This is a genomic window from Micromonospora sp. BQ11 (assembly GCF_052068135.1).
GTDB lineage: Bacteria > Actinomycetota > Actinomycetes > Mycobacteriales > Micromonosporaceae > Micromonospora.
The window spans coordinates 121,997-143,869 of record NZ_JBQHDB010000001.1; the positions used below are offsets into that span (position 1 = coordinate 121,997).

20 protein-coding genes, 1 tRNA gene and 1 pseudogene are annotated in these 21,873 nt (G+C 71.5%); 17 read left to right on the forward strand and 5 right to left on the reverse strand.

Translation table 11 applies throughout. From position 1 onward, the window contains the following. The first annotated feature begins 50 nt into the window (after window positions 1-50). A complete protein-coding gene (locus ACTMSW_RS00680; protein WP_441178407.1) occupies window positions 51-506 on the forward strand; it encodes a DUF4383 domain-containing protein in 456 nt (151 codons plus the stop codon). Window positions 507-655: 149 nt separating this feature from the next. Beyond that, on the forward strand, window positions 656-1,132 hold the full coding sequence (locus tag ACTMSW_RS00685) for a DUF4383 domain-containing protein (protein WP_441178408.1): 477 nt from the start codon (window positions 656-658) through the stop codon (window positions 1,130-1,132). Window positions 1,133-1,149: 17 nt separating this feature from the next. Here ACTMSW_RS00685 and ACTMSW_RS00690 read toward each other — a convergent pair whose 3' ends face one another. Further along, window positions 1,150-1,833 carry a TetR/AcrR family transcriptional regulator gene (locus tag ACTMSW_RS00690; protein WP_441178409.1) on the reverse strand — a complete coding sequence of 228 codons (684 nt, stop codon included), beginning with the start codon at window positions 1,831-1,833 and terminating at the stop codon, window positions 1,150-1,152. 180 nt (window positions 1,834-2,013) lie between these two features. On the opposite strand from ACTMSW_RS00690, the gene ACTMSW_RS00695 reads away from it, so the two are divergent. The 8 genes from ACTMSW_RS00695 to cysN all read left to right on the forward strand — a co-directional run bounded on the left by ACTMSW_RS00695 (window position 2,014) and on the right by cysN (window position 9,789). Beyond that, window positions 2,014-2,085, forward strand: a tRNA-Gln gene (locus tag ACTMSW_RS00695). A 105-nt stretch (window positions 2,086-2,190) separates the two neighbouring features. Beyond that, window positions 2,191-3,726, forward strand: coding sequence for a bifunctional UDP-N-acetylglucosamine diphosphorylase/glucosamine-1-phosphate N-acetyltransferase GlmU (gene glmU / locus ACTMSW_RS00700; RefSeq protein WP_441178410.1), 1,536 nt, complete (start codon window positions 2,191-2,193; stop codon window positions 3,724-3,726). 57 nt (window positions 3,727-3,783) lie between these two features. Further along, a complete protein-coding gene (locus ACTMSW_RS00705; protein WP_441178411.1) occupies window positions 3,784-4,764 on the forward strand; it encodes a ribose-phosphate diphosphokinase in 981 nt (326 codons plus the stop codon). A 333-nt stretch (window positions 4,765-5,097) separates the two neighbouring features. After that, a complete protein-coding gene (locus ACTMSW_RS00710; protein ID WP_441178412.1) occupies window positions 5,098-5,793 on the forward strand; it encodes a 50S ribosomal protein L25/general stress protein Ctc in 696 nt (231 codons plus the stop codon). 166 nt (window positions 5,794-5,959) lie between these two features. Continuing rightward, window positions 5,960-6,550 (forward strand): aminoacyl-tRNA hydrolase, encoded by a 591-nt coding sequence (gene pth, locus ACTMSW_RS00715; protein WP_441178413.1) that lies wholly within the window; start codon window positions 5,960-5,962, stop codon window positions 6,548-6,550. A gap of 137 nt (window positions 6,551-6,687) precedes the next feature. Next, window positions 6,688-7,500, forward strand: a complete 813-nt coding sequence (locus tag ACTMSW_RS00720; RefSeq protein WP_441178414.1) for a 3'(2'),5'-bisphosphate nucleotidase CysQ — start codon at window positions 6,688-6,690, stop codon at window positions 7,498-7,500. 70 nt (window positions 7,501-7,570) lie between these two features. Further along, window positions 7,571-8,482: a sulfate adenylyltransferase subunit CysD gene (gene cysD / locus ACTMSW_RS00725; protein WP_441178415.1), complete on the forward strand. Its 912-nt coding sequence runs from the start codon at window positions 7,571-7,573 to the stop codon at window positions 8,480-8,482. Next, entirely contained in the window at window positions 8,482-9,789 is a 1,308-nt protein-coding gene (cysN, locus tag ACTMSW_RS00730; RefSeq protein WP_441178416.1) for a sulfate adenylyltransferase subunit CysN, read from the forward strand. Before cysD ends, cysN begins: the two co-directional genes overlap by 1 nt. A 153-nt stretch (window positions 9,790-9,942) precedes the next feature. Here cysN and galK read toward each other — a convergent pair. Together galK and galE are read right to left on the reverse strand one after the other, a co-directional pair. Continuing rightward, a pseudogene (gene galK, locus ACTMSW_RS00735) lies at window positions 9,943-11,077 on the reverse strand (galactokinase). Then, window positions 11,074-12,057 (reverse strand): UDP-glucose 4-epimerase GalE, encoded by a 984-nt coding sequence (gene galE / locus ACTMSW_RS00740; RefSeq protein WP_441178417.1) that lies wholly within the window; start codon window positions 12,055-12,057, stop codon window positions 11,074-11,076. The pseudogene galK and the gene galE overlap by 4 nt, the downstream one beginning before the upstream one ends. A 172-nt stretch (window positions 12,058-12,229) precedes the next feature. Here galE and ACTMSW_RS00745 point away from each other — a divergent pair, with 172 nt between their 5' ends. From ACTMSW_RS00745 to ACTMSW_RS00770, 6 genes are all read left to right on the forward strand, one after another. Next, window positions 12,230-13,255, forward strand: coding sequence for a hemolysin family protein (locus ACTMSW_RS00745; protein ID WP_441178418.1), 1,026 nt, complete (start codon window positions 12,230-12,232; stop codon window positions 13,253-13,255). A 33-nt stretch (window positions 13,256-13,288) separates the two neighbouring features. After that, window positions 13,289-14,314: a tryptophan--tRNA ligase gene (trpS, locus tag ACTMSW_RS00750; RefSeq protein WP_441178419.1), complete on the forward strand. Its 1,026-nt coding sequence runs from the start codon at window positions 13,289-13,291 to the stop codon at window positions 14,312-14,314. A 29-nt stretch (window positions 14,315-14,343) separates the two neighbouring features. Beyond that, window positions 14,344-14,916, forward strand: a complete 573-nt coding sequence (locus tag ACTMSW_RS00755; protein WP_441178420.1) for a 2'-5' RNA ligase family protein — start codon at window positions 14,344-14,346, stop codon at window positions 14,914-14,916. Window positions 14,917-14,949: 33 nt separating this feature from the next. Then, window positions 14,950-15,873 carry a YihY/virulence factor BrkB family protein gene (locus tag ACTMSW_RS00760; protein WP_441178421.1) on the forward strand — a complete coding sequence of 308 codons (924 nt, stop codon included), beginning with the start codon at window positions 14,950-14,952 and terminating at the stop codon, window positions 15,871-15,873. A gap of 20 nt (window positions 15,874-15,893) precedes the next feature. Continuing rightward, a complete protein-coding gene (locus tag ACTMSW_RS00765; protein ID WP_441178423.1) occupies window positions 15,894-16,262 on the forward strand; it encodes a GntR family transcriptional regulator in 369 nt (122 codons plus the stop codon). A gap of 85 nt (window positions 16,263-16,347) precedes the next feature. Next, window positions 16,348-16,788 carry a hypothetical protein gene (locus ACTMSW_RS00770; RefSeq protein ID WP_441178424.1) on the forward strand — a complete coding sequence of 147 codons (441 nt, stop codon included), beginning with the start codon at window positions 16,348-16,350 and terminating at the stop codon, window positions 16,786-16,788. A gap of 146 nt (window positions 16,789-16,934) precedes the next feature. Here the strand turns inward: ACTMSW_RS00770 and ACTMSW_RS00775 are convergent, their stop codons facing one another. Together ACTMSW_RS00775 and ACTMSW_RS00780 are read right to left on the reverse strand one after the other, a co-directional pair. Continuing rightward, the gene (locus tag ACTMSW_RS00775; RefSeq protein ID WP_441178425.1) at window positions 16,935-18,569 is read right to left on the reverse strand and encodes a glycoside hydrolase family 13 protein; all 1,635 of its coding nucleotides are present in this window, start codon (window positions 18,567-18,569) and stop codon (window positions 16,935-16,937) included. A 499-nt stretch (window positions 18,570-19,068) separates the two neighbouring features. After that, entirely contained in the window at window positions 19,069-20,151 is a 1,083-nt protein-coding gene (locus ACTMSW_RS00780) for a LacI family DNA-binding transcriptional regulator (RefSeq protein WP_441178427.1), read from the reverse strand. A 351-nt stretch (window positions 20,152-20,502) separates the two neighbouring features. Between ACTMSW_RS00780 and ACTMSW_RS00785 the strand changes: the two genes are divergently transcribed. Beyond that, window positions 20,503-21,804 carry an extracellular solute-binding protein gene (locus ACTMSW_RS00785; RefSeq protein WP_441178428.1) on the forward strand — a complete coding sequence of 434 codons (1,302 nt, stop codon included), beginning with the start codon at window positions 20,503-20,505 and terminating at the stop codon, window positions 21,802-21,804. Window positions 21,805-21,873: the final 69 nt, after the last annotated feature.

Below are 21,873 nucleotides of genomic sequence, written 5' to 3' on the forward strand. Positions count from 1 at the left end.
CGGGACAATCGAGCCCGACCCCTCACCCGAACGGCGTTGGAGACTCAGACATGGCCCACACCCCCGTGAACCACCCCGCGCGGCCGATCTACCGGGCGATCGGCGGGCTGACCGGTCTGTACCTGGTGGCCTTCGGCGTGCTCGGCATCATCGCGAGCGCCGGGAACGACCTCCTTGCCCAGGACGACACCCGGGTCCTCGGCCAGGGGACGAACCTCGGCTTCTCGCTGCTCAGCATCCTGCTCGGCGGCGCGGTCCTGGCCGGCACGGTGATCGGCCGGAACCTCGACGTGCTGATCAACCAGTGGCTGGCGTACGCCATCATGGCGATCAGCCTGGCCGGCCTGGCCTTCATCCGCACCGAGGCGAACATCTTCAACTTCAGCGTCGTCACCGTGATCGTGCTGATGGTGATCGGCCTGGTCCTGCTGATGGTCGGGATGTACGGCAAGGTCGGCACGGAGGACGAGCAGGAGGCCTGGCACAAGGCCCGCCTCGTGCTCTGAGCCTCCGCGGTCCCCGTTCCCTCGCCGAGCCCGTCCCGTGCCCGGTGGTCTGCCGACCGCCGCGCGGGTCGGGCTCCGGCGATTCGACGACATCGGCCCCATCCCCAGGAGACAATCCTCTCGATTGCCATCACTGGGGCGGAGGCGTCATGGCGCACTTTCCGGTCAACCACCCGGCGCGGCCGATCTACCGGGTCCTCGCCGGACTCATCGGCCTCTACATCCTGGTCTTCGGCGTGTGGGGCGTCGTGCTGACCATCGGCGACCCGCTCTTCGACCGGGGCGACAACTGGGCGCTCGGACTCCGCACGAACCTCGCGTTCTCGCTGGCCTCCGTGGCCTTCGGGATCGTGCTCATGGTGGGTGCGTCCCGCCGGGGCAACCTCGGCCACTACATGAACCTGACCGCCGGCATCGTCTTCCTGGTCACCAGCATCCTGATGATGTCCGTGCTCCAGACGTCGGCCAACTTCCTCAACTTCTCGATGTCGACCGTCATCGTGTCGATGATCTTCGGGCTGGTCCTGCTCGGCACCGGCCTGTACGACAAGGTCGGCCCCGAGGAGCACGCCGAGGCCGAGCGGCGCAACCGTAACCACCCGGTCCGCGAACCCCAGACCCGCTGAGGGTCGTCGCCCGCGCGTCAGCGCCCCCGCACGGTGATCAGGCCCGGCTTCGCCTCCAGGTGCGACAGCCCGTTCCACGCCAGGTTGACCAGGTGCGCGGCGACCGTCTCCTTGCGGGGCTTGCGGACCTCCAGCCACCACCGGCCGGTCAACGCCACCATCCCCACCAGCGCCTGCGAGTACAGCTCCGCGAGCTTCGGGTCGTACCCCCGGCTGGAGAACTCGGCGCCCAGGATGTGTTCGACCTGGTGGGCCACGTCGTTCATCACGCTGCTGAAGTTGCCCGTCGCCGACAGCAGCGGCGACTCCCGCACCAGCACCCGGAAACCGCTCGTCTCCTCCTCGATGTACGTCAGCAGGGTCAGCGCGGCCTGCTCCAGCAGCTCCCGGGGATGTCCGGCGGTCAGCGCGGTGCTGATCCGGTCCAGCAGACTGCGAACCTCCCGGTCCACCACGACCGCGTACAGGCCCTCCTTGCCGCCGAAGTGCTCGTACACCACCGGCTTGGACACCTTCGCGCGTGCCGCGATCTCCTCGATCGACGTGGCGTCGAACCCGCGCTCGGCGAAGATCTGCCGGGCGATCGAGATCAACTGCTCGCGGCGCTGCGCGGCCGACATCCGAACGCGGGACGGTTTCGCCGGCGCGGGTCCGGCCCGGCGCCGGCGCGGGGTGCTCTCGTCGCCCGGACCATCCGCCATGTCGTCACCTCGTGGGCGCCCGATGACGCCCGGTCGTGGGATCTTGCCGGTCACCCGGCCATACTGCCAGGTAACCTCGCCGACGAGTCTTCGCTTTACCGCGCGGTGTCCGATCGACGGGCGGCGTGGGAAACGAACTTCGTCTCCCCTCGGGGTAGGCGCTAAGCTGTTGACGATCCTTCGGCCGTGGTGTAATTGGCAACACCCGGGTCTTTGGTACCCGTATTTCAGGTTCGAACCCTGGCGGCCGAGCTGTCCCCATAAGTCCGATTGCTTGCTGGGGTTACGGGCAGCGGCAACCAGCCGCGTGGTTAGCATGACCGCGAGACTGTCGCCGTCCCGACGGGAGCCCACGTCGTGTCCCAGCCCCACCTCCGCACCGTTGTCGTGCTCGCCGCCGGTGAGGGCAAGCGGATGAAGTCGGCCCTGCCCAAGGTGCTGCACCCGCTGCTCGGTCGTACGCTCGTCGGTCACGTGCTGACCGCGGCCGCGCCGTTGGCCGCGGATCGCACGGTGGTCGTGGTGGGCCACGGCGCCGACCAGGTGCGGGCCCATCTGACCGAGATCGCCCCCGCCGCCACCGCGGTGCTCCAGGCCGAGCAGCTCGGCACCGGTCACGCGGTCCGCATCGCGCTGGACGCCGTGCCGGACGCGACCGGCACCGTCGTGGTGCTCAACGGCGACGTCCCGCTGCTCCGCGCGGAGACGGTGAACGCGCTGGTGGAGGCGCATGAGGGCGCCGGCTCGGCGGCGACCGTGCTGGCGGCCGAGGTGCCCGACCCGAGCGGTCTGGGCCGGATCGTGCGCGACGCCGACGGGCGGCTGGAGCGGATCGTCGAGCAGCGCGACGCCACCGAGGCGCAGCGGGCGATCCGGGAGATCAACGCCGGCATCTACGCCTTCGACGTCGCCCGGCTGCGGGACGCGCTGGGCAAGCTCTCCACCGACAACGACCAGGGCGAGGAGTACCTGACCGACGTGTTCGGCCTGCTCGTCTCGGCCGGTGAGCCGGTGGGCGTGCACGTGGCGGCCGACCACGCGGAGACGCTGGGCTGCAACGACCGGGTGGAGCTGGCCGCGCTGCGCCGGCTGATGCGCGACCGGGTCAACGAGGCGTGGATGCGCACCGGGGTCAGCCTGCTCGACCCGGCGACGACCTGGATCGACGTGACCGTGGCGCTGGACCGGGACGCGGTGGTGGACCAGAACACCCAGCTGCGCGGCGGCACGGTCATCGGCACCGGCGCGCTGGTCGGGCCGGACGTGACGCTCGTCGACACGGTGGTCGGGGCGGGCGCGACCGTGATCCGCAGCCACGCGGTGGGCGCCGAGGTCGGCCCGAACGCCAGCGTGGGCCCGTACGCGTACCTGCGGCCGGCGGCCCGGCTGGCCGAGCAGGCCAAGGTCGGCACATTCGTCGAGGTGAAGAACTCGGAGATCGGCGTCGGCTCGAAGGTGCCGCACCTGACGTACGTCGGTGACGCGACGATCGGCGAGCAGAGCAACATCGGCGCGGCGTCGGTGTTCGTGAACTACGACGGTGTGCGCAAGCACCGCACGGTGATCGGCAGCCACGCCCGTACCGGGGCGGACAACATGTTCGTCGCCCCGGTGGAGGTGGGCGACGGGGCGTACACGGCGGCCGGTTCGGTGATCATCGAGAACGTGCCGCCGGGCGCGATGGGCGTGGCCCGGGCCCGGCAGCGCAACATCGAGGGCTGGGTGACCAAGCGGCGGGCCGGCACGGCCGCCGCGGAGGCCGCCGAGCGGGCCCGGCGGGCCGCCGAGGGTGCGTCGAACGCGGGGTTGACGGCAAGTGAAGGTGAGGCAATCCACGGGGACACGGAGGCGGTGGGCCCGGCGTCCGGCGCGGGAGATACTGCAACCGACTAGTCCCCGGCCCACCACCACCGTGCCGGGTACCACCGACCAACGGGAGCAGACGGGCCCATGGGCAGCATCGTCGCGGAAAATCGCAAGAGCCTGATGCTCTTCTCCGGACGTGGTTTTCCGGAGTTGGCGAAGGAGATCGGCGAGGTGCTCGGCGTCGCGCCGACGCCGGCCGACGCGTACGAGTTCGCCAACGGCGAGATCTTCGTACGGTTCAAGGACTCGGTCCGTGGTTCGGACGCGTTCGTGGTGCAGTCGGTCACGCACGGCGTCAACACGTGGGTCATGGAGACCCTGATCATGGTCGACGCGCTGAAGCGGGGTTCGGCGAAACGGATCACGGTCGTCCTGCCGTTCTATCCGTACGCCCGGCAGGACAAGAAGCACCGCGGCCGGGAGCCGATCTCGGCGCGGCTGATCGCGGACCTGTTGAAGACGGCCGGTGCGAACCGGATCCTCACCGTGGACCTGCACACCGCGCAGATCCAGGGTTTCTTCGACGGGCCGGTGGACCACCTGTTCGCGATGGACATCCTGGCCGAGTACGTGGAGCACAAGTACGCCGGCCGGCCGATGACCGTGGTCGCGCCGGACTCGGGCCGGGTGCGGGTGGCCGAGCGTTGGACGGACCGGCTGGGCGGCTGCCCGCTGGCGTTCATCCACAAGACCCGCGACCCGCTGAAGCCGAACCAGGTGGTGGCGAACCGCGTGGTCGGTGAGGTCGAGGGCCGGATCTGCCTGATCGTCGACGACATGATCGACACCGGTGGCACGATCACGAAGGCCGCCGACATCCTGAAGGAGTCCGGCGCGGCGGAGATCATCGTGGCCTCCACCCACGCGCTGCTTTCCGACCCGGCGACCGAGCGGCTGAAGAACAGCCCGATCAGCGAGGTCGTGGTGACCAACACGCTCCCGCTGCCGCCGGAGAAGCAGTTGGACAAGCTGACCGTGCTGTCGATCGCGCCGCTGCTGGCCCGCGCCATCCGCGAGGTCTTCGACGACGGTTCGGTGACGACCCTGTTCGGCGGCCTGAGCTGACGAGGTGACGGCCAGGGCCGGGGCGCGCGGAGCACCCCGGCCGTGGCGGTCCGACGGGCGGCGGTGACCGCCCGTCGGTCGCCGTTTTCGCCCTGCGAGCGAGGCCGGACGGTGATAGTGGGGACTGCCGGAGACCCGGGAATCGGCTCGGGTAGACTGGTGCGGTTGCCACGGCGAGGGTGCCCGGCGGGCCGCTGAAAAGCACCGCACGGAGGCGCCGTCATCGACGCGGTGCTCCGGGCAGTCGTTCATGACGCATGAGCCCCAGCGAGCCCCTCGCCCCAGCACCGCAAGACGACAAGCCGCCGCAGCGAAAGCATCAGGAGTTTCCCCGTGTCCGAGGTAAAGATCAGCGCCGAGCCCCGTACCGAGTTCGGCAAGGGTGGTGCCCGTCGTACCCGCCGGGCCGGCAAGGTGCCCGCCGTGCTGTACGGCCACGGCGAGAAGCCCAAGCACATCGCGCTCCCGGCCCGTGAGTTCGCGGCCGCGATCCGCAAGGGCGGCGCGAACCAGCTCTTCGCGATCGAGGTCAGCGACGGCACCCAGGTGCTGGCGCTGCCGAAGGCGATCCAGCGTGACCCGATCAAGGACACCTTCGAGCACGTGGACCTGCTGTTGGTCCGCCGCGGCGAGAAGGTCACCGTCGAGGTTCCGGTCCAGCTGACCGGTGACGCCGCGCGGGACACCCTGATCGTGCACGACCACGACACGCTGTCGGTGACCGCCGACGCCACCAAGGTTCCGGACCACCTCGAGGCCTCGATCGAGGGCCTGGAGGCCGGCAGCCAGGTCACCGCCGCCGACGTGGAGCTGCCCGCCGGTGTCGAGCTGGCCGCCGACGCGAGCCAGACGGTCGCCTCGGTGACCGCCGCGCCGACCGCCGAGCAGCTCGAGGCCACCCTCCCCGAGGTCGAGGAGGCCGCCGACGAGGCCGAGGCCGGCGTCGGCGAGGAGACCGAGTCGTCCGAGGGCGCCGAGGCTCCGGCCGCCGCGGGCGAGGAGACCACCGAGGCGAAGACCGAGGCCTGATCGGTCCCGCTGCGCTGCGACAGGCGTCCCCGGCTCCCGGGGGCGCCTGTCGGCGTACCGGAGCGGGATCGGGGTTGCCGGCGGCGGGGGTCGACCCCTGCGCGCGTGCGGTGGCGACCAGGGAGGGCGGCGACGTCCGCCGGGCGAGAGCGGGAAGGGACGGACGGTGACGGACGAGACGGGGCCGTGGCTGGTGGTCGGCCTGGGCAACCCGGGCCGGGAGTACGCCGGCAACCGGCACAACGTCGGTTTCATGGTGGCGGAGCTGCTGGCCGGTCGGGTCGGTGCGAAGTTCGGCCGGCACAAGCGGGCGGTGGCGGAGGTCGCCGAGGGCCGGCTCGGCTTCGGCGGCCCGAAACTGGTGCTGGTGAAGCCGTTGACCTACATGAACCTCTCGGGTGGGCCGGTGGCCAGCCTGGCGCAGTTCTACAAGGTGCCGCCGGGCCAGGTGATCGCGGTGCACGACGAGCTGGACATCGCGTACGGGCAGGTTCGGGTGAAGTGCGGTGGCGGCGAGGGCGGCCACAACGGCCTGCGGTCGATGACGAAGTCGTTGGGCACCAAGGAGTACGTCCGGGTCCGGTTCGGGATCGGTCGGCCGCCGGGCCGGCAGGATCCGGCGGACTACGTACTGTCGGATTTCGGCGCCGCGGAGCGCAAGGAGCTCGACTTCCTGGTGGACCGGGCCGCCGATGTGGTGGAGTCGGTGGTCGTCAAGGGCGTGGAGCCGACGCAGAACCTCTACCACGGCGGCTGAGCGGGGCGGGGGCATGTCCGGCGGGGGCCGGCAGCCGGTAATGTGCGCGCTTCGGGCGTCTGGCACGGCCGGCGGCGTCGAGGGCTGCCGGTGCGGGGCGACGAGGTGGACCGTGGTGTGGCGACGGGAGCAGGGGCATGGGCAGTCCTCCGATGATCGACGGTGCGTTCGCCCGCTGGCTGGCGGCCCGCGCCGGGCAGGCGCTGCTCGACCTGCGGAGCGAGCTGGGCTTCGCCGACGCGGCGGCGCTGAAGTCGGCGGGTGACAAGGTCTCGCACGACTTGATCCGTACCGAGCTGGCGACGTGGCGTCCGGGCGACGCGGTCCTCTCCGAGGAGGACGAGGGCTCGCGGTCGGCGGGGTCGGTGTCCCGGCTGGATGCCGACCGGGTGTGGATCGTCGACCCGCTGGACGGCACGCGGGAGTTCTCCGAGGAGGGCCGCTCGGACTGGGCGGTGCACGTGGCGCTGTGGGCGCGGAACTCGCCCACCCCGCACGGGCTGGTCGCGGGTGCGGTGGGCCTGCCGGCGCAGCATCGGGTGTTGGGCACGGACTACCCGCCCGCGTACCCCCCGATGACGCTGGAGGCGGCGACCGCGGGCGGCGGGCGGACCATCCGCCTGGCGGCGAGCCGGAGCCGGCCGCCGGTGTTCCTGACCGACCTGGCGGAGGACGTCGGGGCGCACCTGGTGCCGATGGGGTCGGCCGGCGCGAAGATCGCAGCGGTGATCACCGGTGAGGTGGACGCCTACATCCACGCGGGCGGCCAGTACGAGTGGGACTCGGCGGCTCCGGTCGCTGTGGCGACGGCCACCGGACTGCACGCTTCCCGGATCGACGGTTCTGCGCTGAGATACAACGAGGCGGATCCGCGCCTGCCGGACCTCCTGGTCTGCCGGAAGGATCTCGCCAGTCGGTTGCTTGCGGCGCTGCAAGAGCATTCCAAGTAGTCTGACCGCTGTTTCTTCACATGCCCGACCGGAAAGGTCTGGAAATGAGCCTGCGAATCGAGCCGGTGTCATGACCTCGCCCGCCGCCTACCAGGTGTCGCACCTCGACGCGCTGGAGGCCGAGAGCGTCTTCGTGATGCGCGAGGTGGTCGCCGAGATGGAGCGGCCGGTGCTGCTCTTCTCCGGCGGCAAGGACTCGATTGTCATGCTGCGGCTGGCACAGAAGGCGTTCGCCCCGGCGAACATCCCCTTCCCGGTCATGCACGTGGACACCGGCCACAACTTCCCGGAGGTCCTGGAGTACCGGGACCAGCGGGTGGCCGAACTGAACCTGCAGCTGGTCGTGGCGAGCGTGCCGGAGGCGCTGGCCCGCGGGCTGGTCCGTGAGTCGGCCGATGGGATGCGCAACCGGATCCAGACGCCGGTGCTGCTCGACGCGGTGGAGAAGCACCGCTTCGACGCGCTCTTCGGCGGCGCCCGGCGCGACGAGGAGAAGGCCCGCGCCAAGGAGCGGGTGTTCAGCTTCCGCGACGAGTTCGGCCAGTGGGACCCGAAGAACCAGCGGCCCGAGCTGTGGTCGCTCTACAACGGGCGCCACCACCCGGGCGAGTCCATCCGCGTGTTCCCGCTGTCCAACTGGACCGAGCTGGACATCTGGCACTACATCGCCCGGGAGCGGATCCCGCTGCCGCCGATCTACTACGCGCACCAGCGCGAGGTCGTCGAGCGCGACGGGATGCTGTACGCGGTCAACGAGTTCTTCCACCCCCGGGCGGGGGAGGAGCGGTTCAAGGCGCAGGTGCGCTACCGGACCGTGGGTGACGCGTCCTGCACGGCGGCCGTCCGCTCCGACGCCGACACGGTCGAGAAGGTCATCGAGGAGGTCGCGGCCACCCGGATCACCGAGCGGGGCGCGACCCGTGGTGACGACCGGGTCAGCGAGGCCGCCATGGAGGACCGCAAGCGGGAGGGCTACTTCTGATGAGCATCGAGACCGTGGCCCCGGCCGGCGCGAACGCGACGGAGGCCCGACCGATGGACCTGCTGCGCTTCGCCACCGCCGGCAGCGTCGACGACGGCAAGTCGACCCTGATCGGCCGGCTGCTGTACGACACGAAGTCGCTCTTCACCGACCAGCTCGCCGCCGTCGAGGCGGTCAGCGCGGCCCGGGGTGACGAGTACACGAACCTGGCGCTGCTGACCGACGGCCTGCGGGCCGAGCGGGAGCAGGGCATCACGATCGACGTGGCGTACCGCTACTTCGCCACGCCGAGGCGGAAGTTCATCATCGCCGACACGCCGGGGCACACCCAGTACACGCGGAACATGGTCACCGGGGCTTCCACGGCCGACCTGGCGCTGATCCTGGTCGACGCCCGCAAGGGCCTGGTCGAGCAGTCCCGTCGGCACGCGTTCCTCTGCTCGCTGCTGCGGGTGCCGCACCTGGTCCTCTGCGTCAACAAGATGGACCTGGTGGACTGGTCCCAGGAGGTGTTCGAGCAGATCGCGGACGAGTTCACCGCGTTCGCCGCGAAGCTCGACGCTCCGGACCTGACGGTGGTGCCGATCTCCGCGCTGCGCGGTGACAACATCGTCTCCCGGTCGGAGAACATGCCCTGGTACGACGGGCCGTCGCTGCTGCACCACCTGGAGCGGGTGCACATCGCCAGCGACCGGAACCTGGTCGACGTGCGGTTCCCGGTGCAGTACGTGATCCGGCCACAGTCGACGACCGTCACCGACTACCGGGGCTACGCCGGTCAGGTCGCCTCCGGCGTGCTGAAGGCCGGCGACGAGGTGATGGTGCTGCCGTCCGGCTTCACCAGCCGGATCGCCGCGGTGGAGACCGCCGACGGCCCGGTCGCCGAGGCGTTCCCGCCGATGTCGGTGACCGTACGCCTGGAAGACGAGATCGACATCTCGCGGGGCGACCTGATCTGCCGCCCGAACAACGCGCCCACCGTCGCGCAGGACATCGAGGCGATGGTCTGCTGGATGGACGAGACGCGGCCGTTGCAGGTCGGCGGCAGGTACGCCATCAAGCACACCACCCGGTCGGCGCGGGCGATCGTGCGCGGGCTGCACTACCGGCTGGACGTCAACTCGCTGCACCGCGACGAGTCGGCCACCGAGCTGCGGCTCAACGAGATCGGCCGGGTGCGGCTGCGGACGACCGTGCCGCTGCTCGCGGACGAGTACCGGCGCAACCGGACGACGGGCGGCTTCGTCATCATCGACGAGGCCACCAACCGTACGGTCGGCGCGGCCATGATCGTCGAGGCCAGCTGACCGACGCGTTCGATCCCGCTACACGGAGCAGTGGCCTCACCCGTTGGGTGAGGCCACTGTTCCGTTGTTCCGGCTGTCGGCCGGCCGTCCGCCCGGCTCGTGTTAAGAAGGGGCCCTTCCTCTACCGCAGGCGTTAAGAGGGGGCCCTTCCTTTCACGGTAGGCGGGTGGCGCCGGGGGACGGGAGGACCGTGACGTGGCCGGGGGCGGCGAAGCCGCGCTCGGCGTACGCGGCGGTGACCGCGTCGGCGACGGTGTCCGCGCGGTCGGCGTCGACCAGGGCGAGAACGCAGCCGCCGAAGCCGCCACCGGTCATCCGGGCACCGAGCGCGCCGGCCGCGAGCGCCGCGTCGACCGCGGTGTCGATCTCGGGCACGGTGATCTCGAAGTCGTCCCGCATGGAGGCGTGGGAGGCGGTCAGCAGCGGGCCGATCTCGCGGACCCGGCCGGCGCGCAGCAGCGCCACGGTGTCGAGCACCCGCTGGTTCTCGGTGACCACGTGCCGGACCCGGCGGCGGGTCTCCGGGTCGTCGAGCCGCGCCAGGGCGTCGTCGAGCCCGGCCACCTCCACGTCCCGCAGGGCCGACACCCCGAGCTGTGCGGCGGCCTGCTCGCAGGAGCGGCGGCGGGCCGCGTACTCGCCGTCGGCGTGCCGGTGCGGTGCCCGGCTGTCGACGACCAGCACGGCCAGGCCGGCGGCGGCGAGATCGAAGGGGATCTGCTCGATCGACTCGTCCCGGCAGTCGAGGAAGAGGGCGTGCCCCTCCCGGCAGCGGATCACCGCCGACTGGTCCATGATCCCGGTCGGCGCGCCCACGTAGACGTTCTCGGCGCGCTGGGCGAGCCGGGGCTGTCGCTCGGTGGGCAGGTCGAGCCCGCCGAGGTCGACCAGGGCAGCCAGCACGGCGGCCTCCAGGGCGGCCGAGGAGGAGAGCCCGGAGCCGAGCGGCACGTCGGAGGCGATCGCCAGCCGGGCACCTTGGACGGTGTGGCCGGCGTCGCGCAGCGCCCACACCACCCCGGCCACGTACGCGGCCCAGCCCTTGACCCGGCCGGGCGCGGCGACCTCGTCGGCGCCGAAGGTGACGGTCTCGCCGGACAGCTCCGACCAGACCGTCCACGTCTGTCCGGGCTGCGGCGCGGCGGCGGCCACGGTACGCAGGGACAGGGTTGGCCCGCCCGGGAGCCGCCCAGCGGCCGGTGGGCTCCCCGGCGTACTCCCGACGGAAGCCTGCGGTGGCGCGGTCGGCGACGTCGGTCGGCGCCGGACCGGCGGAGTGGTCGGTCACCGGCCCTCCAGTACGTGGGTGCGGTAGAAGGACCAGGCGTCGCCGACCATGTCGTGCAGGGTCGGCTTCTGCGGCACCCAGCCCAGCTCCTCGCGGGCCAGGCGGGACGAGGCGACCAGCTCTGCCGGGTCGCCCTCGCGGCGGGGCGCGACCTCCACCGGGAGCGGGTGCCCGGTGACCTCGCGGACCACGTCGGCGACCTGGCGGTTGGTGAAGCCGTTGCCGTTGCCCAGGTTGTAGATGCGGTGCTGCCCGGACGTGGCGGCGTCCAGGGCGAGCAGGTGTGCGCGGGCCAGGTCGGCGACGTGGATGTAGTCGCGGACGCAGGTGCCGTCGACGGTGGGGTAGTCGTCGCCGAAGAGCTGGAGCTTCTCCCGCCGGCCGGCGGCGACCTCCAGCGCGATGGGGATGAGGTGGGTCTCCGGGTCGTGTCGCTCGCCGAGGGCGATGTCGCCGTCGAGGTGCGCGCCGGCCACGTTGAAGTAGCGGAGCGACACGGCGGCGAGGCCGTGCCCGATCGCCTCGGAGGTGAGCGCCATGTCGACGGCGAGCTTCGTGGCCCCGTACGTGTTGGTGGGGGCCTTCACGGCGGTCTCCGGGATGGGCAGCTCGATCGGGTTGCCGTAGACGGCGGCGGTGGAGGAGAAGACCAGCTTCGGCACCCCGGCGGCGCGGACCGCGTCGATCAGCGCGAGGGAGCCGATGGTGTTGGTCCGCCAGTACAGCTCCGGCTTGACCATCGACTCGCCGGCGGCGATCAGGGCGGCGAAGTGCAGGACGCCGTCGAAGCCGGCGTCGGGGGTGAGCACCTGGGCGGCGTCGTGGAGGGAGGCCTCGACGTGGGCCGCCTCAGGGGCCAGCGCCTCCCGGTGCCCGGTGCGCAGGTCGTCCAGGACGACGACCTCGTGGCCGGCGTCGAGCAGCATCCGGGTCACCACGCTGCCGATGAAGCCGGCGCCACCGGTGACGAGCAGTTTCACGGTCTCCTCCTGCCTGGCCGCCTCGGTCGCGACCGTGTGGTGATCACCCTACGGCCGCCGACTGTGCCGGGGCTTGGCGTCACCCCGCCACCATTCCATCATAAAGTCTCACGATTAAACAGAGCCGAACATTGCGCGCCCGGAATGCGGCGTGGTGTCTACCATCCTTCTCATGCGGGAAGCGCGCGGTCCCGGGCTCCGGCGGCGGTCGCGGGGGCGACCACGCCGTGCGCCGGGTCCGCTGGCCCGGGGTATCGCACGGATCGTGGTCCGCGCCGCCGACGGCGCGACCCGGCTGGTCACCGACCTGCTCGGAGCCAGTCCGGCGGCCGGCCGGGAGCGGATCAGCGAGGACGAGCTGCGCGACCTGGTCGCCGCCAACACCGTCCTGGACCCGGTGGAGCGCCGGATCATCGACGAGGTGCTGGTGGCCGGCGCCAAGATGGTCCGTGAGGTGATGGTGCCCCGCACCGAGGTGGTGTTCCTCTCCGCCGGCCTGACCATCACCGACGCCGAGCGGCTGGTACGCGTCGAGACGCACACCCGCTACCCCGTCGTCGACGGCACCCACGACGACGTCGTCGGCTTCGTGCACCTGCGCGACGTGCTGCTCCGCCCCGACCTCCACCCGTGCACCACGGTCGGCGAGCTGACCCGGGAGGTCAAACAGCTGCCCGGCAGCAAGCGGGTGCTCGCCGCGCTGAGCGAGATGCGCCGGGAGCGCCACCACCTCGCGGTCGTGGTCGACGAGTACGGCGGCACCGCCGGCATCGTCACCCTGGAGGACCTGATCGAGGAGCTGATCGGGGAGATCCACGACGAGTACGACGCCCCGCCCGACCCGGTGCACGTCGGCCTGCCCGCCGAGGTGGACGGCCGGCTGAACCTCGCCGACTTCGCCGAGCGGACCGGCGTGGCGCTGCCCGTCGGCCCGTACGAGACGGTCGGCGGCTTCGTGATGGCGTCGCTGGGTCGCCTGCCCGTCGCCGGCGACGAGGTGCCGGTGGCGGTCGAGCCGGTCGGCAACGGCACGCCGGAGCCGGCCGAGGGGGCGGACGGCTGGCTGCTGCGGGTCATGGAGCTGGAGGGCCGCCGGGTGGCCCGGCTCGCGGTCTCCGTCGGGCGTCCTCCCGAACCGAGGCGCGAGGTCACCGCGCCGACGGCGGTCGGCGGTGGTCGACCCGCCGGCCCGTCATGACGTACGCCGGGTGTTGCTGACAGAATTGCCGGCATGTCCGACGTACCCGCCCGCCCGCGCGTGTTCTCCGGTATCCAGCCGACGGCCGACTCGTTCCACCTCGGCAACTACCTGGGCGCGATCCGGCACTGGGTGGCGTTGCAGGAGACCCACGACGCGTTCTACTGCGTGGTGGACCTGCACGCGATCACCGTCGGGCACGACGCGGCGTCGCTGCGGCAGCGGTCCCGGACGGCCGCCGCGCAGCTCCTCGCCGTCGGTCTGGACCCGGAGCGCTGCACGCTGTTCGTGCAGTCCCAGGTGCCCGAGCACCCCCAGCTCGCCTGGGTCCTGTCCTGCATCACCGGCTTCGGCGAGGCCGGCCGGATGACCCAGTTCAAGGACAAGTCGCAGAAGCAGGGCAACGAGCGGTCCAGCGTGGGCCTCTTCACCTACCCGATCCTGCAGGCCGCCGACATCCTGCTCTACCAGGCGCACGCGGTGCCGGTCGGCGAGGACCAGCGTCAGCACCTGGAGCTGTCCCGCGACCTGGCGCAGCGGTTCAACTCGCTGTTCGGCCCCACCTTCACGGTGCCCGCGCCGCACATCGTCAAGGACACCGCGAAGATCACCGACCTCCAGGACCCGACCGCCAAGATGTCGAAGTCCTCGTCGTCGCCGGCCGGCATCGTCAACCTGCTGGACGACGCGGCCCGTTCGGCGAAGAAGATCCGCTCGGCGGTCACCGACACCGGCCGCGAGATCGTCTTCGACACCGAGACGAAGCCGGGCGTCTCCAACCTGCTCACGATCTACTCGGCGCTCTCCGGGCGGAGCATCGACGACCTCGTCGGCGCGTACGCCGGCAAGGGCTACGGCGACCTGAAGAAGGATCTCGGTGAGGTGGTCCGGGAGTTCGTCACTCCGGTCCAGGAGCGCACCCGGGGCTACCTCGACGACCCGGCGCAGCTCGACAAGCTGCTCGCCGCCGGTGCGGAGAAGGCCCGCACGGTCGCCGCGGCGACGCTGCGCACCGCGTACGAGCGGGTGGGCTTCTTCCCGCCGGTGCGCGGCGAATAGCCGCGGCGTACGGGCGAGGTGGAGGGTCGGTGGCCGAAGGGGTGGCGGGCAGCGTGGACCGCGGAGAAGGGACGCCGGCGACGGCCGGTGACACCATCCAGATCGGCATCGCCGTCGACATCCCGGAGCCGTGGGGCAGCTTCCTGACCCGCCGCCGGGTCGAGGCGGGCGACCCGCAGGCCGTGCCCGCGCACGTGACGCTGCTCGGGCCCACCGAGATCCCGGTGGCGACGCTGCCGGCGGTGGAACGGCACCTCGGCGCGGTCGCCACCGCCCACCTGCCGTTCAGCCTGCACCTGCGGGGCACCGGCACCTTCCGGCCGGTGACCCAGGTGGTCTTCGTGGCGGTCGCCGCCGGGATCAGCGAGTGCGAGCTGCTGGCCGCCGCGATCAGGGCCGCTCCCGAACTGCACCGGGAGACGCGCTTCCCGTACCACCCGCACGTCACCGTCGCCCAGGACGTCGCGCCGGAGGCGTTGGACAAGGCGTACGAGGACCTGGCCGACTTCTCGGCCATGTTCGAGGTGGAGGCGTTCACCCTCTTCTCCCACAGCGGTGCGGCCCGCTGGCAGCCGCGCCGGGACTTCCGGCTCGGCGGCTGACCCGTTACGGGTCGGATCGGCAAGGATGACGGCGTGAACGCGTTCGGCCGTATCGAGGCCGCCCTTGACCGACGGATCAGCGCGGTGCGCCGCCGCTCGGGCCGTTTCGACCATGTGTGGCGAGCCGGCGTGCTCTACAACGACGTGCTGGGCTTCCGGCTGGCCGCGGCCATCGCCTACTACGGGTTCTTCGCGGTCTTCGCGCTCGCGCTGGTCGGGTACTGGGTGTTCGGTACGGTCCTGGGGAGCAGCCCCGAGGTCTACGAGGCGGTGGCCGACTTCCTGCGGGAGAACCTGCCGTTCCTGGACCCGGTGCAGATCAAGGAGAGCAGCGGCACCGTCGGCGTGATCGGCCTGGTCATCCTGGCGTTCACCGGCATCGGCTGGGTGGAGGCGATCCGCTCCTCGCAGCGGCTCATGTACGGCCTCAACCAGCAACCCGGCAACCTGGTGATCCGGCGGCTGGTCGACCTCGGCGTGCTGCTCCTGGTGTTCGTCCTGCTGGGCCTGTCGGTGGCCGCCGTGGACGCGCTGGAGTCGCTGCTGGGCTTCCTGCTGCGCAGCACCGGCTCGGTCGGCCTGACCACGGTCAGCGCGGTGCTCAGCGTGGTGGTCAACGCGGTGCTCGCCACCCTGCTGCTGGTGGCGGTGCCGCGGCTCCGCATGAGCCGGTCCCGGCTGCGGCCGGTGGTGCTCTTCGTCGCGGTCGGCATCACCCTGCTCAACACGGTCGGGCGGTACTACGTGGTCCGGACCGAGCGGAACCCCGCGTACACCGTCGTGGCCGGCGCCGTCGGTCTGCTGCTCTACCTGTACCTGCTCAACCAGCTCGTGCTCTTCGGCGCGGCGCTCGCCGCCACCAGCCGCCGGGGGCGGGTGGTCGATCTGGCCGAGGGCCCCGCACCGGTCGACCTGGACGTGGACACCGACCCGGGCGCCCCGGGCGGCGCCGGGTGACCGGCGGGAAGGGAGGAGCCGTGCGGCTCTCGGTCGACCCGGGCTCGCCGGTGCCCCCGTACGAGCAGGTGCGCGCGCAGCTCGCGGCGCAGGTGGGGGACGGGCGGCTGCCGGTCGGCACGCGGCTGCCCACGGTGCGGCAGCTCGCCGCGGACCTGGACCTGGCGGTGAACACCGTCGCGCGCGCCTACCGTGAGCTGGAGGCGGCCGGCCTGGTAGAGACCCGGGGGCGGCACGGCACGGTCGTCGCACCCGGCCGCGACGACGCACGCGACCGGTTGCACCGGGCGGCGGCCGACTACGCGGCGGAGGCCGCCCGGCTGGGCATCCCGCCGGAGGCGGCGCTGGATCTCGTACGCGCGGCGCTGGACGCCGGCCGGCGCGGGTGACCGTTCCGCCCGGGACGCGGAGTCGATCACCACAATCGCGCCGATCCGCCCCCGCGCCCCCGCGCCGGGGGACCATGATGAGCGCGTGGGCGCTCTCGTGACACTCGACCTGCCGGAAGACTCGCCGATGCTCGGCCTGCCGTGGATCATCACCTTCGGCCCGCTCGGCGACGCCGACGAGTGGGAGCCGGTGGTCTGCGGGCCGTACGAGCGACCCCATGCGCTCGCGCTGGCCGAGGCGGTCGTCGCCGAGGAGCAGCTGATGGCGGTGGTCGAGCCGTTGCTGCCGGCGGTGTCGGCGGAGGAGATCCGCGGCGAGATCGCCGCCGCCCAGATCGCCGCCGAGGACGAGGTTGCCCGGGTCGACGACGCCGACCTCTACGGCGACTACGAGGACACGATCGACGAGGAGCTGGAGGCGGCGGCCGCCGAGGACCACCTCGAACCGCTGCCCCCGCCCTCCGAGGCGGAGCTGCGCGCCGGCTTCGGCCGGATCGCGGAGAGGCTGACCGGTCGGACGGACTGACGTCCCGAGATGGAACGTCGGCGCCACACGGAGCGTGCTCCGCGAGGCGCCGACGCCACCTCACCCCCCACCACAAGGGGTCGGTAGCCCAGTCGCCCGTCGGCGCGGAGCACAACGGACGACCAGGTCGATGACGGGTTACCCGCTCAGCGGCGTTCGAACCAGGCGGCCGCGTCGACCGGGAGCAGGTGGCCGGAGCCCTGCCCGGTGAGCGCCTCGCTGGCCACGACCGGTTCGCCGTACCCGTCGATCAGGGCCGGCGCGCCGCTGATGTTGACCACACAGGTCAGCACCGCCTCGCCGGCGTTGCGGCTGAAGGCGAGCACGCCGGGCCCGGTCTCCAGCCAGGTGATGCCCGACGCGCCGGTGGACAGCGCCGGGTGCGAGCGCCGGACCCGCAGCGCCGCGCGGTAGAGCTCCAGGGTCGAGCCGGGCTCGCCGGCCTGGGCGGCCACCGAGAGGGCACGCCAGGTCGCGGGGGCCGGCAGCCAGCTCAGCTCGCTGCCCTCCGGACCGAAGCCGTACGGGGCCAGCTCGCCGCTCCACGGGATCGGCACCCGGCAGCCGTCGCGGCTTTCGCCGGTACGCAGGAACTGCGGGTCCTGCCGCACCTCGTCGGGCAGGTCCAGCACCTCCGGGAGGCCCAGTTCCTCGCCCTGGTAGAGGTACGCGCAGCCGGGCAGGGCCAGCATGAGCAGGGACGCGGCGCGAGCGCGGCGAAGTCCCTCGGCGCCGTCGCCGTAGCGGGTGACGTGCCGCTGCTTGTCGTGGTTCGACAGCACCCAGGTGGTCGGCGCACCGACGATGGTCGACTCGGCGAGCGCGGTGTCGATCACCTTGCGGAACGAGTCGGCGGACCAGGTGGCGTCGAGGAAGTCGAAGCTGAACGCCTGGTGCAGCTCGTCCGCCCCGATGTAGCGGGCCAGCCGCTGCGGGGTCTCCGCCCACGCCTCGGCCACGGCCATCCGGCCGCCGGGGTAGCTGTCCAGGATCGGCCGCCAGGCCCGGTAGATCTCGTGCACCTCGTCCTGGTCGAAGTAGGGGAGCCGGCCCTTGCCGAGCAACTCCACCTGACGCTGGCCGGTCGTCATCGTGCTGAAGCCGACGTCCGGCAGCCCTTCGGCCTTGATCATTCCGTGCGCCACGTCGATCCGGAAGCCGTCGACCCCGCGGTCCAGCCAGAAGCGCAGCACCTCCTCGAACTCGGCGCGCACCTCGGGGTTGCGCCAGTTCAGGTCGGGCTGGGCCGGGTCGAACAGGTGCAGGTACCACTGGCCGTCCGGCAGTCGCGTCCAGGCCGGCCCCCCGAAGATGCTCTCCCAGTCGTTCGGGGGCTCCTCGCCGTTCTCGCCCCGCCCCTCGGCGAAGAGGTAGCGCTCCCGCTCGGGCGAGCCGGGGCCGGCGGCCAGGGCGGCCTGGAACCAGGGGTGCGCGTCGGAGGTGTGGTTCGGTACGAGGTCGACGATGATCCGCAGGCCCAGCGCGTGGGCGTCGGTGATCATGTTGTCGAAGTCGGTGAGGGTGCCGAACATGGGGTCGACGTCGCGGTAGTCGGCCACGTCGTAGCCGCCGTCGACCATCGGCGAGGTGTAGAACGGGGTCAACCAGAGCGCGTCGACCCCGAGGTCACGCAGGTACGGCAGGCGCTCCCGGATGCCCTGCAGGTCTCCGATGCCGTCGGAGTTCGAGTCGGCGAAGCTGCGGACGTACACCTGGTAGACGACCGCGGAGCGCCACCAGTCGTCGTCGGAGGTCAGCGGCGTGGGGTTGCTGACGTTCATCGGAGGCGTTCCCCGTTCTGTGGCTCGGGTGTGCGGCACTGCGGCGCGGCCGGGTGGTGGCACGCGGGTGTCTGAGAAGAATGCCGCTCACGTGCTGCAAGAGTCAAGCAACGCTTGCGCAAGAAATGACAGCCGTCACGCTACCCGCCGGTACCGCACCGGGTCGGCACCCGGCGCTCGGGCGCCATCGAGCTGATGTCGGCGATGGATCGGCCGGTCCGCGCGGGCGGTCGACTGTTTCGGACGTCGTGGTACCGACCGGTGGAGGTCGGACCGGCGGCGCGGTGGGCCGATGGATGTGGGACCGGCGGGTGCGGGGACCGGTCGGACCGGCGGGTGCGGGTGTTGCGGCGGCGCTGGTCGGCGCCGGATGTCGTTGATGACTCAGCTCGACAGCGCGCGCCACCGGTGTCCGAACTCGGGAGGAGGCGCTCCGGCCGGCGGACGCCTCGCTCCGAACGCCGGGCGGCGTGGCGGAGCCTGGGCGGCGGGGCGAGGCTCAGGCGGAGACGGCGAGCGCGGACGGCGCGGGTCGCTGGCGTGCCCGGCCGTCGTCCGACCCGGCTGCCACGCGGGCGACGGCGGTGGAGCCGCGCACCACCAGTTCCGGGCGGAAGAGGTACTCCGAGTGCGGGGAGGCGTGGCCGTTGATCTCGTCCACCAGGGCGCGCACCGCGGCCACCGCCATGGCCGTCACCGGCTGGCGCATGGTCGTCAGCGGCGGGTCGGTGAAGGCCATCAGCGGGGAGTCGTCGTAGCCGACCACGGACAGGTCGGCCGGAACGGACAGGCCGCGCTGGCGAGCGGCCCGGATGGCGCCGAGGGCCATCAGGTCCGAGCCGCAGACGATGCCGGTGACGCCCCGGTCGAGCAGCCGTGCGGCGGCCGCCTCGCCGCCCTCCACGCCGAACAGGGACAGCTCGGTCAGCTCGGAGAGCTCGGCGTCGGTGACGTCGGTGAGGCGCTTCATGGTCGCCAGGTAGCCGGCGACCCTGCGCTGCACCGGCACGAACCGGTCCGGGCCGGTGATCAGGCCGATCCGGCGGTGCCCCAGGGCGACCAGGTGGGCGACGGCCAGGTCGGCCGCCTCCCGCTCGTCGCAGGAGACGAAGGGCGCCGAGATGCCGGGCGCGTAACCGTTGATCATCACGATGGGCAGCGGGCGGGCGAGCAGCGTGCGGTAGCGGTCGTGGTCGGCGGCGGTGTCGGCGTGCAGGCCGGAGACGAACACGATGCCGGAGACCTGGCGGTCGAGCAGCATCTCGACGTACTCGTCCTCGCGGACGCCGCCCGGGGTCTGGGTGCAGAGCACGGGGGTGAACCCGGTGGGGGCCAGGGCCGACTCGATGATCTGGGCGAAGGCCGGGAAGATCGGGTTGTCGAGCTCCGGGACGACCAGGCCCACCAGGCCGGCACTGCGCTTGCGCAGGCGGGCCGGGCGCTCGTAGCCGAGCACGTCGAGGGCGGTCAGGACGGCCTGCCGGGTCTCAGGGGCCACTCCCGGGCGGTCGTTGAGCACCCGCGACACCGTGGCCTCGCTGACTTCGGCCTGCTGGGCGATGTCGGACAGACGAGCGCGCATGGTCGGCACTGTAGCTCACCGGATAGTTCTTGCGCAGTGGTCGGCAAGTTCTTGCAGATTCGAGCAGACCATGATCGGTAGGTGTCGTCCGGCGAGGCCGGCCGGCCGGTCGATACCGCCGCGCATGAGCCTCCGTGGTGGACGGGCAGGTGACGTACGGTCTCGGGTCGGTCACCGAGGTGGGATGTTGGCCACGTCGAGCCCTGTGGGTTTGTCCCAAAGGCCCCATGAGAGGCATCGTCAGATGACAAGACGGGCTCGGTTGTTGCAAGGACGTTCGCAAGGGGTTTCTAATCCCGAAACTTCTTGCTACCGTCGCGCCGATACCCGGCAGGCAATCTAGGAGCGAACATGCGTCGCACAGCCAAGGGGATCGCCGTTCTCGCCTCCACCACCCTTGCTTTCGCCCTCGCCGCCTGTGGCGGGGACGACAAGGCCGCGGAGGAGACGCCGAAGGCGGATCCCACAGCTCTCAAGGCCGAACTCACCTGGTGGGACACGTCCGACCCGAAGAACGAGGGTCCGGCGTTCCAGGAGCTGATCGCCAAGTTCAACCAGACCTACCCGAACGTCAAGGTCAACTACCAGTCGGTCCCGTTCGGTGAGGCCCAGAACAAGTTCAAGACCGCCGCGCAGGCCAAGACGGGCGCGCCGGACATCCTCCGGGCCGAGGTCGCCTGGGTGCCGGAGTTCGCCTCCCTCGGTTACCTGTACGCGCTGGACGGCTCCGAGCTGCTCAGCGACGAGTCGGACTTCCTGGAGACCCCGCTCGCCTCGAACAAGTTCGACGGCAAGACCTACGGCGTTCCGCAGGTGACCGACACCCTGTCGCTCATGTACAACAAGGAACTGCTGACCAAGGCCGGCATCACCTCGCCGCCCAAGACCTGGGCCGAGCTGAAGACCGCCTCGCAGACCATCAAGCAGAAGACCGGCGCCGAGGGTGTTTACATCAACCCGGCCGGCTACTTCCTGCTGCCGTTCATGTACGGCGAGGGCGGCGACCTGGTCGACACCCAGAGCAAGAAGATCACCATCAACTCGGAGCAGAACGTCGCCGGGCTGAAGGTCGCCAAGGACCTCATCGCCAGCGGTGCGGCCGCCAAGCCGTCCGCCAACGACTCCTACGGCACCATGATGACCCTCTTCAAGGAGAAGAAGGTCGCCATGGTCATCAACGGCCCGTGGGAGGTCAACAACGTCAAGCAGGCGCCGGGCTTCGGTGGCCTGGAGAACCTCGGCATCGCCCCGGTTCCGGGCGGTTCCGCCAAGGCCGGCGGCCCGGTCGGTGGCCACAACTACACGATCTGGTCCGGCATGCCGCAGGAGAAGATCGACGCGGCCGTCGCCTTCGTGAAGTTCATGAGCTCCGCCGAGTCCCAGGCGTTCCTGTCGGAGAAGCTGGGCCTGCTGCCGACCCGCAAGTCGGCCTACAACCTCGACGCGGTCAAGAACAACCCGATCGTCGCGGCGTACCAGCCGGTCGTCGAGAGCGCCGTGGGTCGTCCGTGGATCCCCGAGGCCGGCCAGTTCTTCGGCCCGCTGGACCAGATGGCCACCGAGGTCCTGATCCAGAACAAGGACCCGAAGGCCGCGCTCGACGAGGTCGCCAAGAAGTACAAGGCCGAGGTCGTTCCCTCTTACGGGCTCTGACCCGACCGTAGGCGCTGGCAGCGGCCGGCGACCACCTTCGGCATCCGGCAGGGTCCGGTGACCTCACGG